Genomic DNA, 6,701 nt, shown 5'->3' with positions numbered 1-6,701 from the left:
CAAAACAGATTTAGTAAAATATCTGAACTTCCCGCATCCACATCGGAATCCACGGCCATGAGCAAAGATCTGAAAAAGCGTGGTTTTAAATTTATTGGGTCCACCATTTGCTATGCATTTATGCAGGCAACCGGCATGGTGAATGACCATACAACCGATTGTTTTCGTTATAAGGAATTATCATCATGAAAGCCCATTACCTGGGTCATGTTGTTTTTTATGTAAAAGAGCTAAAGGATAAAGCAAAAGAGAGAGTTTTGAAAATATATGAGTCTATAAAAGAGCTATTGGATGAAAAGGTTATAGAAAAAATCAATAATTCACCGCAAATATCTTTGATAAAAGAAAATGATAATTTTTTTGTAATAACTGCTGACATCACAGGCTACATACAAGCAAGCGGAAGAGTTAGCAGACTCTATATAGGAGGTCTTACAAAGGGGCTTTCTCTTGTATTGGTAGATGATGAAAAGGCTTTTAACTCCTTAAAGAAAAAAGCAAGATGGTTTAGTGATGAGATAGAGTTTGAAGAGTTTCAAAAAGATAAATTAGATGAAATCCTAAAAGAGATAGACGAGGATAGAAAAAGGGTAAAAGAGGCATTAGAGGGAACCTTTAAGGAAAGCAAAGATTTTTTTAAAAGCACTTTTTTAATAGTCGAATCCCCAAATAAAGCCAAAACAATAGCTTCTTTTTATGGAAAGCCGATAAAAAGAGTAATTGAAAACATCCAAATTTATGAAATAGCAACAAAGCAGCGGATATTGAACATAACCGCTTCAAAAGGGCATATATTTGATTTGAATAAAGAAGAGGGGTTTTACGGGGTTAAAAAAGAGGATAAATTTGTCGAGATTTTTGAGTTGATAGATGAGAGTAAAGAAGCGATAATTGATGTGATAAAAGAGCTTGATCTTGAAAATAGTGAGATTTTTATAGCTACAGATCCAGATATTGAAGGAGAAAAGATAGGGTTTGATATATATTTAAACTCAAAAGTTTTCAACAAAAATATAAAAAGAGCCGAGTTTCACGAAGTAACAAAAAGAGCCATAGATGAGGCATTAGATAAGCCAAGAGAGATAGATGAGGATTTGGTTAAAGCGCAACTTCTAAGGAGAGTTGCCGATAGGTGGATAGGATTTGAGATATCAAAATATCTTCAAAAAGAGTTTAATAGAAAAAATTTAAGTGCCGGAAGAGTGCAAAGTGCCGTTTTGGAGTGGATAGTAAAAAGAGAAGATGAGGTAAAGGATAAAGAGTATATCGTTAGAGTTTATATAGATTCTTTAGATATAGATTTTATAGTTGATAAGAGCGAACAAAATAGTTTTTATGAAAATATAGATAAAGTTTTAATAAAGTTTGAAAAAATTTACAGCGCAACTTTATACAAAACGCCCTTTTCCACAGACACGATGTTATTTAGCGCTTCAGAAGAGTTAAAATTTTCTCCAAAATACACTATGCAGTTGGCTCAAGATCTTTTTGAAGCGGGATTTATCACTTATCATAGGACAGATTCCATAAGAGTTTCAAATGTTGGGATAAATGTGGCAAAAGAGTATATTATCTCAAAATTTTCTAAAGAGTATTTTAAACTAAGAAGTTTTAAGTCCAAAGAGGGCGCTCATGAGTGTATTAGACCTACAAAGCCGATGGATGCGGAGGAGTTAAGAGAGTATCTATCTTTAAACAATCAAAAAAATCTAACAAAAAACCATCTTTTGCTTTATGATTTGATATTTAAAGAGTTTATCGCCTCTCAAATGAGAGAATGCGTAGTAAAAAAAGTTGACGCAAAGGCTATCGCTTTAGGAAAGAGCAGCAAAATTACTTTTATTAAAGAGATTGAAAAAGATGGATTTAATAAAATTTTACCGATTAAGGTGTATGATTTAGAAGAGAAAGAGTATAAAATAGATAAAAAAACAAAAATAATAAAAAGCAAAATTCCAAGATATACTTTTGCCACTCTTGTTGCTAAAATGAAAGAAAAAGGGATAGGAAGGCCTTCTACATATGCGATTATAATACATAAACTTTTTGAAAGAAGATATATTTTTCAAAAAAAGGGCAAGATATTTGCTACAAATCTTGGGAAAATGGTATATGAGGCGTTAAAAAAAGATGAAAATATTTATAAATTCGTTAATGAAAAATATACAAAAGAGCTTGAAGAGCTTTTGGATAAAGTAGAAAAAAAAGAGGCGGATTATCAGGCTATTTTGAACGAACTTTATATGAAGATAAAAAAGGAGATAGATGAAAACCTTATATGAGGATCTATATTTTTTAAAAGAGAGAATCAGTGAACCTCAACTTAAAGAGAGGTTAGAGAATTTAGAAAAAAAGATAGGTATGCTCAAGACAAAAACAGGCTTAAAGATGCTTGTTAAGAAAAAAAAGATATCAAAAGCTATAAGAGAGGTTGAGTATGAAGAGGAGCTTACAAAATTACAAATAGAGTTGATTAAGATGCAAAACTGGATCTATGAAAATAAAAAAAGGGTTATGATAATTTTTGAAGGAAGGGATGCTGCGGGAAAAGGTGGTGCTATAAAAGATTTACCATGCATTTAAATCCAAGAAAATATAGAGTTGTTGCCCTTCCAGCTCCTACGGAAGTAGAAAAAGGGCAGTTCTATTTTCAAAGATATTTTCAGCATCTTCCAAATCCAGGAGAGATAGCTTTTTTTGATAGAAGCTGGTACAACAGAGCTATTGTTGAGCCAGTGTATGGATTTTGCACAAAAGAGCAGTATGAAAAATTTATGAAAGAGGTTCCAGAAATTGAGCACGCTCTTATTGACGATGGAATAATGTTGATAAAATTTTGGTTTTCTATATCCAAAGAGACTCAAAAGAGGCGTTTTGAGGAGAGGATGAAAAACCCTTTTAAAACAATGGAAATTAAGTCCTGTAGATTTGAAGGCTCAAGAGCTTTGGGATGAGATAACATACTATAAAGAGGAGATGTTTTCAAGAACCCATACATCCTATAGTCCATGGATTATTGTTAATTCAAACAATAAAAAATTGGCAAGACTTGAGTCTATTAGATATGTTTTATCTCAAATTCCTTATGAGAAAAAAGAGAAAGCCAAAGTATCTTTACATCCAGATCCAGATATTGTTCAAAGATATCATAGAAGAAATATCCAGATAGACGCATAAGGAGAAACTATGAAAATTTTTATAACCGGAATAGGCAGCGGACTTGGAGAGGCCCTTGCAAAAGAGTATTTGGAGGCTGGTGAGGAGGTTTTTGCGCTAAGTCGCCATCTTCCAAAAAGTTTAGAAAAATATGATAAATTAAATTTTTATAAGCTCAATCTTTTTGCCGTTGAAGATATAAAAGATGCTTTAAATAATCTTCTTGGGGAGTGCGATTTGGATATTGCCATATTAAATGCGGCAATAGTCGGTGAGTTAAAAGATATGAGCGAAACCTCCTTGCATGAGATCCAAAGTGTTATGAATTTGAATGTTTGGGCAAATAAAGTAATTCTTGATTTTTTAAAAGGTGTTGCGGTAAAACAGATAGTTGCTATAAGTAGCGGTGCAAGTGTTAGCGGGGCTAGAGGGTGGAACGCATACTCTTTAAGTAAAGCAGCACTTAATATGCTAATAAAGCTCTATTCAAACGAGATGCCAAACACTCATCTAACCTCTTTGGCTCCGGGGCTTATAGATACTCCTATGATGGAGAAGATTTTAAAATATAGCGATGAAGAGAGATTTCCAACTGTAAAAAGATTGAAAGATTCTGCTAGGTTAGCCCCAGAAGATGCCGCAAGATTATTGATAGATAATTTTAAAAATCTACTTGAATATCCAAGCGGCGAGTATATCGATATTAGGAATTTATAAAAGAGGCTATTTGCCTCTATTTTACGGCAAAATTACTTCATATTTTTTAGAGTAGCCGTGAACTATGTCGTGGGCTCTAATATAAACTTTTTTCATATTTGAGGGAAGATCGATTTTATATAAGCTTCTTGTAAATGGTTGTTCCTTGATATGTGGATGAAAAAGTATTCTAATTGCCAATATGTTTCCTTTTTCATCAACTATTTCCCATCTGTTTACATAATGCTCATTTGAGAGATCATTATGTTTGATAGTTACATGAAAATTGTAACTATTATTTGTTCTATCTACTTTAACGTTTATAACTTTTGGTTCGTTTGCAAATAAAAATATAGATATAATAAGTAAAACTATTTTTTTCATTTATTCTCCTTTTAAATAGTATATCATAAATTAGGAGTCGATTTTGAAAGTCGGAATTTTAGGATGCGGCAATATAGCATCGATTATTAGCGAGTATGATTTGGGAGTTGATGTGGTTGCCCTTTATGATAAAAATTTAAAAAAGTCTAAAAAACTTGCCGAAAAATTTGAAGCCAAAGCTTGTGAGAGTTTTGAAGAGTTTATAAAAAAGGATTTTGATACTGTTTTGGAGATAGCATCATATGAAGCGGTAAAAACTTATGGAGAAAGAATTTTAAATGAGGGTAAAAATATCATAATCTTAAGTAGCGGGGCTTTGATGGATGAAGAGTTTAGAAAAAGATTGATAAAAATAGCAAAAGAGAAAAATAGATTTATTAGAGTGCCAAGTGGAGCCCTTTTTGGTGTGGATAACGCAAAGGTCCTCTCTTTTTTAACTAATAAAAAAGTTTTAATAAAAAGTATAAAAAATCCAAAAGAGTTTGGTTTAAAAAATGAAAAAAAGCTAATATTTAAAGGAAAAGCAAGCGAATGTATAAAACTTTATCCAAAACAGACAAATGTTACGGTGACACTCTCTCTTGCAACCCAAGTTGACGCAGATGTTGAGATTTATTGTGATCCAGAGGTTAATGATAATATACACGAAGTCTATCTTGAGGGCGCTTTTGGAAGTTGTTTTATCAAAATAGACAATATTCCAAGTCCAAAAAATCCAAAAACAAGTTTTTTGGCCGCTTTAAGCGTTGTCGCTTTGTTAAAAGGGGTGGATAAAAATTTTATAATAGGAACTTAAATAAAAAATAATTGAGTGCTTTGAAAAATTACTAAATTTCGCTCAAGTCAGATGCAATTTTTGCTAACGCAACATTTGAAAATTTTATTAAAAAGTGCAAACGCAATAGCGCCCCTTCGGGGTTAAGTGCACTTTTTTCGCTTAACAGCGAACATAAAATTTTCAAATTAAAATTGCAAAGCTTTCGCTCAATTTGTAATTTTTCAGAGGGTTCAATTAATATAAGCGGGTTTTTATTTGAAAGTGTGTATAAAAAGGTGGCTTGGATTTAAGTTTATAGGGGAGGTAAAATGAGAGGATTTTTGACATATTTAGTTGTTTTAATTGTAATATTTGCGATTTTTCAATTTATACCCTCTTATGAAAAATCAAATCCAAAATTTGATATTAGTAAGGAGATAAAGGTTTCAAAGGAATTAAAAGAAATTTTTAGAAGAAGTTGTTATGATTGTCATTCTTATGAGACAAAATGGCCTTGGTATGCTGATATCGCGCCTATGAAGTGGGTTGTTAGAAGAGATGTTGTAGAGGGAAGAAAAGCTTTAAATTTTTCTATTTGGGAAAAATATGATAAAGAAAAAAAAGAAAAACTCAAAAAAGCGATATTTAGAAGCGTAAATCTTGCTATGCCTTTGCCTCAGTATTTGTGGCTAAATCCAAAAGCAAAATTAATAGATAAAGATAAAAAGATTGTTAGAGATTGGGCAAGCGATAATAAAGGGTATATAAAAGTCGAGATAAGATAGTTTGAAGGTGGAAGTTTTAACTTCTACCTTAGCTCTTCTTCAATCCCGAAAGAGAAATTAAAAAACATTATACCGTCAAAAAATATGTTTAAACACACTATCAATTTTAAAAGCCAATAGTTTGTTAGAGGCCAGCCAAATACTATAAACATAGCCAATAAAATAGAAAAAGCACCGCTATAAACAATAAGCCTCCATTTTTTGAGGGGGCGATAAGACACTCCGATTGCCGCTTTGATAAAGCCGTCTAAAAAAAGATAAAAAACGATAGTCACCAAAATAGCTAAATCATGCTTTAGGGGTAAAATCAAAAATACACCCCCTGAAATAAAAGGAACGATAACTTGCAAAAATGATAATCTATTTTCGTAATAATAACTATATAAGATATATGCTAAAACAATAGAAGCCAAAAAAAGCAAAGAACCTACAAAAAAATCGATTCTAATATTTGGGAAAATAACATTTAGCAAAATAAAAGCAGCTCCAAGCAAAGAAAGAGAGGCTCCCGCCCTTTTTGAATAGTTGTAAAGTTTTAATAGATTTTCTCTTTCAAACATATTTGGATTCATTATCTATTTCCATACTCCAGGTATTTGGGTGTTGCATTTTGGACATTTTCCATCTTCAGTTAAATGGTTATGAACAATTTCGCCAATATAACCGTATCTATCGATTACTTTAAATCCGCATTTTGGACAGTATGTGGATTCTCTATCTTCATCTGGATAATTACCTACATAAATAAAATTTAACCCCTCCTCTTTTCCTATCTCGTAAGCTCTTTGAAGAGTCTCTATAGGTGTTGGCGGGCGATCTAACATTTTATAATCTGGATGGAATCTTGAAATATGCCAAGGCATATTTGGGTCGATATCGGCTTGAAATTTGGCGATATCTCTTAGTTCTTGATCGCTATCGTT

At 32.2% G+C, this 6,701-nt stretch carries 7 protein-coding genes and 2 pseudogenes; 6 read left to right on the top strand and 3 right to left on the bottom strand.

Features of this window, described 5'->3' with window-relative positions:
• The 4 genes and pseudogenes from AC30RD_RS05160 to AC30RD_RS05145 all read left to right on the top strand — a co-directional run.
• Nucleotides 1–189 (top strand): DNA-3-methyladenine glycosylase I (locus AC30RD_RS05160; RefSeq protein WP_489493243.1); only part of this gene is annotated, 189 nt, incomplete at its 5' end.
• Nucleotides 186–2,282, top strand: coding sequence for a reverse gyrase (gene rgy, locus AC30RD_RS05155; protein ID WP_489493242.1), 2,097 nt, complete (start codon nucleotides 186–188; stop codon nucleotides 2,280–2,282). The genes AC30RD_RS05160 and rgy, both read left to right, overlap by 4 nt.
• A 79-nt stretch (nucleotides 2,283–2,361) precedes the next feature.
• Nucleotides 2,362–3,177, top strand: a pseudogene (ppk2, locus tag AC30RD_RS05150) (polyphosphate kinase 2).
• 9 nt (nucleotides 3,178–3,186) lie between these two features.
• Nucleotides 3,187–3,873, top strand: coding sequence for an SDR family NAD(P)-dependent oxidoreductase (locus tag AC30RD_RS05145; RefSeq protein WP_489493241.1), 687 nt, complete (start codon nucleotides 3,187–3,189; stop codon nucleotides 3,871–3,873).
• A 21-nt stretch (nucleotides 3,874–3,894) separates the two neighbouring features.
• On the opposite strand, the gene AC30RD_RS05140 is transcribed toward AC30RD_RS05145, so the two are convergent.
• A complete protein-coding gene (locus AC30RD_RS05140; RefSeq protein WP_489493240.1) occupies nucleotides 3,895–4,236 on the bottom strand; it encodes a hypothetical protein in 342 nt (113 codons plus the stop codon).
• 43 nt (nucleotides 4,237–4,279) lie between these two features.
• On the opposite strand from AC30RD_RS05140, the gene nadX reads away from it, so the two are divergent.
• Together nadX and AC30RD_RS05130 are read left to right on the top strand one after the other, a co-directional pair.
• A complete protein-coding gene (nadX, locus tag AC30RD_RS05135; protein ID WP_489493239.1) occupies nucleotides 4,280–5,032 on the top strand; it encodes an aspartate dehydrogenase in 753 nt (250 codons plus the stop codon).
• A 290-nt stretch (nucleotides 5,033–5,322) separates the two neighbouring features.
• Entirely contained in the window at nucleotides 5,323–5,778 is a 456-nt protein-coding gene (locus tag AC30RD_RS05130; protein WP_489493238.1) for a heme-binding domain-containing protein, read from the top strand.
• A 23-nt stretch (nucleotides 5,779–5,801) separates the two neighbouring features.
• Here AC30RD_RS05130 and AC30RD_RS05125 read toward each other — a convergent pair whose 3' ends face one another.
• Together AC30RD_RS05125 and AC30RD_RS05120 are read right to left on the bottom strand one after the other, a co-directional pair.
• Complete coding sequence (locus AC30RD_RS05125; RefSeq protein ID WP_489493237.1) at nucleotides 5,802–6,350, bottom strand: hypothetical protein; 549 nt, start codon at nucleotides 6,348–6,350, stop codon at nucleotides 5,802–5,804.
• A 3-nt stretch (nucleotides 6,351–6,353) separates the two neighbouring features.
• Nucleotides 6,354–6,701, bottom strand: a pseudogene (locus AC30RD_RS05120) (radical SAM protein); the annotation flags it as partial.

The organism is Nitrosophilus sp. (genome assembly GCF_982775275.1).
Note: the sequence above shows the minus strand (reverse complement) of the source record. Positions and strands in the feature narration are given on the sequence as shown.

Bases quoted from the DNA above. Each gene is read 5' to 3' on its own strand.
- rgy (WP_489493242.1), top strand. From the start codon at position 186: ATGAAAGCCCATTACCTGGGTCATGTTGTTTTTTATGTAAAAGAGCTA.
- AC30RD_RS05145 (WP_489493241.1), top strand. From the start codon at position 3,187: ATGAAAATTTTTATAACCGGAATAGGCAGCGGACTTGGAGAGGCCCTT.
- AC30RD_RS05140 (WP_489493240.1), bottom strand. From the start codon at position 4,236: ATGAAAAAAATAGTTTTACTTATTATATCTATATTTTTATTTGCAAAC.
- AC30RD_RS05130 (WP_489493238.1), top strand. From the start codon at position 5,323: ATGAGAGGATTTTTGACATATTTAGTTGTTTTAATTGTAATATTTGCG.
- AC30RD_RS05125 (WP_489493237.1), bottom strand. From the start codon at position 6,350: ATGAATCCAAATATGTTTGAAAGAGAAAATCTATTAAAACTTTACAAC.